Consider the following 2,833-nt stretch of genomic DNA (forward strand, 5'->3'; position numbering starts at 1 on the left):
GCCATGGCCGTGTTGCGGTGCGGGCCTTCCAGATAGCCGGCAAAATCGCCGGCCATCACACTGGCCTGGGCCAGCGATTCACAGGTGTGGGCCAGCAAGTCCTCGTCTTTGAGATCGGGTGCAAGCATGAACATCGTGCTGGGTTTGCGGGTGGGCGGTGATTTGAGTGCAGCGGGATTGAGGTAGTGATTCAGCGCGCGCTCGGCGGCGTCGTGGAATTTTTTGGAATCGACGGATTCGTAGGGGGAAACGTCGTCGGTTTCCGGAGGATTCGGTGTTTCTTTAATCATTAGCAAAGATCCTTAGAGTCGAGGAGCTGCCAATTTCCGTTTTCCAGACGGAAGGGTGGCAGCTGTACGCGGACTGGAAAAACCGAGAAGGATCAGACCCGGCAGACCCGAAGGTCTCCCACGCACAGCCGCCATAAGTCAAATAGCGGAGCTGAAAAAGCGCCGCATTATGTCATGTGCTGTGATCCTATCTTCGGGTTTTCCAGACCCGATCGCTGAAGTGCCAGCGACACCCAAAGCCTACTCATTTCCCGTCTGACCCAACAACCGACAGAACGCGTCGGAATCCTTCCCCAAAATCAGCGCGTCTGTAGGACCGTGAAATCAGTTCGCCAGCCGAATCCCGCCCAGACTCCCACTCAAATCATAAGCCGCCAATTCCGCCTGGTGCGCCGCCAGAATCTCCGGCAAAGACCCGCGCAAGTATTCGACCCAGGTCTTGATCTTCGCATCCAGATATTGCCGCGAAGGGTAGATCGCATACAGGTTCAGTTCCTGCGAGCGGTAGTTGGGCATCACCCGCACCAGCGAGCCGTTGCGCAATCCTTCAATCGCCGCATACACCGGCAGCACGCCAACGCCCATGCCGCTAGTGATCGCGGTCTTCATCGCGTCCGCCGAGTTGACCAAAAACGGTGAGCTGTTAATGGTCACGGTCTCCTGGCCTTCCGGGCCGTCGAAGGCCCATTTCTCCAGCGGGATCACCGGGCTCACCAGGCGCAGGCACATGTGGTTAAGCAAGTCGCTGGGCTTCTGCGCGCAGCCGTTGGCTTTGACGTAAGCCGGCGAGGCGCAAACGATGCTGTAGGTGATGCCCAGGCGCTGGGAGACGAAGCCCGAATCCGGCAGTTCACTGGCGAGCACGATGGAGACGTCGTAGCCCTCATCGAGCAAGTCCGGCACGCGGTTGGCCATGGTCAAGTCGAAGGTTACGTCCGGGTGGGTCTTGCGATAGCGGGCGATGGCGTCGATCACGAAGTGCTGACCGATACCGGTCATGGTGTGCACTTTGAGCTGCCCGGCCGGGCGCGCGTGGGCGTCACTGGCCTCGGCTTCGGCTTCTTCGACGTAAGCCAGGATCTGCTCGCAGCGCAACAGGTAGCGCTTGCCGGCCTCGGTCAGGGCGATGCGGCGGGTGGTGCGGTTGAGCAGGCGGGTTTGCAGGTGGGCTTCCAGGTTGGAGACCGCGCGCGAGACGTTGGCGGTGGTGGTGTCTAGTTGCACGGCAGCGGCGGTGAAGCTGCCGGCCTCGGCCACGTAACTGAAGGCGCGCATGTTTTGCAAAGTGTCCATGGGATGCTCTCAAGGGAGATGGCAAATTGTGACACAAGGTTTCAAGGTCGGTGACCCCCGACCAAGGGAWTATCGCGTTAACGGTAACAAAGATTCACAAGAATCCCGGCTTATCGCCATTCAGGCCGGCCCCTAGAATTGCGCATCTTCGAAACAACTCCCCACCTCAGGAAATCGCAGCAGTGCCGCGTCGCATCAGCAGAGCGTTTCAGACGTTCAGTGTTTTGGCTTTATCCCTGGCAATCAGCGGCTGCATCGGAACTGGAGGTATTGCCCCGCAGGGCAAGGCGCTGGAGGCCAATTCCCTGGCCACCGACGAAGCCATTCAAAGCGCCGCACAGGACGCACACTGGCCCACCGCGCAGTGGTGGCAGGCCTATGGCGACCTGCAACTGAACCGCTGGATCGACCTCGCCGTACAAGGCAGCCCGAGCATGGCGATGGCGGCGGCGCGGGTGCGCCATGCCAAATCCATGGCAGGCGTTGCCGAGTCCGCCGAGTCGCTGCAGGTGAATGGCGAAGCAACCCTCAAGCGCCACAACTGGCCGACCGATCAGTTCTACGGGCCGGGCGAATTGGCCAACACGACCACCTGGGACAACAACGCCGCACTGGGCTTCAGCTACGCACTGGACCTCTGGGGCCGTGAAAGCAATGCCACCGAGCGCGCCGTGGACATGGCGCACATGAGCGTTGCCGAAGCGCGTCTGGCGCAGCTCGAATTGCAGAACAACATCGTGCGCGCCTACATCGAACTGTCGCTGCATTACGCACATCGCGACATCGTCGAAGCAACGCTTAAGCAGCAACAGCAGATTCTCGACCTCGCACAGAAGCGCCTGGACGGTGGCATCGGCACACACTTTGAAGTCAGTCAGGCGCAAACGCCGTTGCCGGAAACACATCGCCAGATCGATGCGCTGGACGAAGAAATCGCCCTSASCCGCAACCAACTCGCAGCGTTGGCAGGCAAGGGGCCGGGGGAGGGCGCGCACTTGCAGCGGCCAACGCTGTCGTTGGACACGGCACTGAAACTGCCGTCGTCGCTGCCCGCGCAATTGCTCGGTCAGCGCCCGGACGTAGTTGCCAGTCGTTGGCAAGTGGCGGCTCAGGCGCGGGGCATTGATGTTGCCCATGCCGGTTTTTATCCCAACGTCGATCTGGTCGGCAGCCTCGGCTACATGGCCACGGGCGGCGGGGCGCTGGAGTTTTTGACCGGCAAGAAACTCAACTACAGCGTCGGCCCGGCG

At 60.8% G+C, this 2,833-nt stretch carries 3 protein-coding genes; 1 reads left to right on the forward strand and 2 read right to left on the reverse strand.

The features are described from left to right. Both AC1DRJ_RS23515 and AC1DRJ_RS23520 read right to left on the reverse strand, forming a co-directional pair. The coding region (locus tag AC1DRJ_RS23515; RefSeq protein ID WP_477804260.1) for a DUF6124 family protein at positions 1–290 on the reverse strand (290 nt) is incomplete at its 3' end. A gap of 324 nt (positions 291–614) precedes the next feature. Next, complete coding sequence (locus AC1DRJ_RS23520) at positions 615–1,583, reverse strand: LysR family transcriptional regulator (protein ID WP_007944679.1); 969 nt, start codon at positions 1,581–1,583, stop codon at positions 615–617. Between the two features lie 182 nt (positions 1,584–1,765). Here AC1DRJ_RS23520 and AC1DRJ_RS23525 point away from each other — a divergent pair. Next, a partial coding sequence (locus AC1DRJ_RS23525) for an efflux transporter outer membrane subunit (RefSeq protein WP_477804261.1) occupies positions 1,766–2,833 on the forward strand: 1,068 nt, incomplete at its 3' end.

The sequence above is a fragment of the Pseudomonas sp. P5_B2 genome (assembly GCF_056400445.1).

Coding starts and splice junctions, on each gene's coding strand:
- AC1DRJ_RS23520 (WP_007944679.1), bottom strand. CDS start 1,583: ATGGACACTTTGCAAAACATGCGCGCCTTCAGTTACGTGGCCGAGGCC.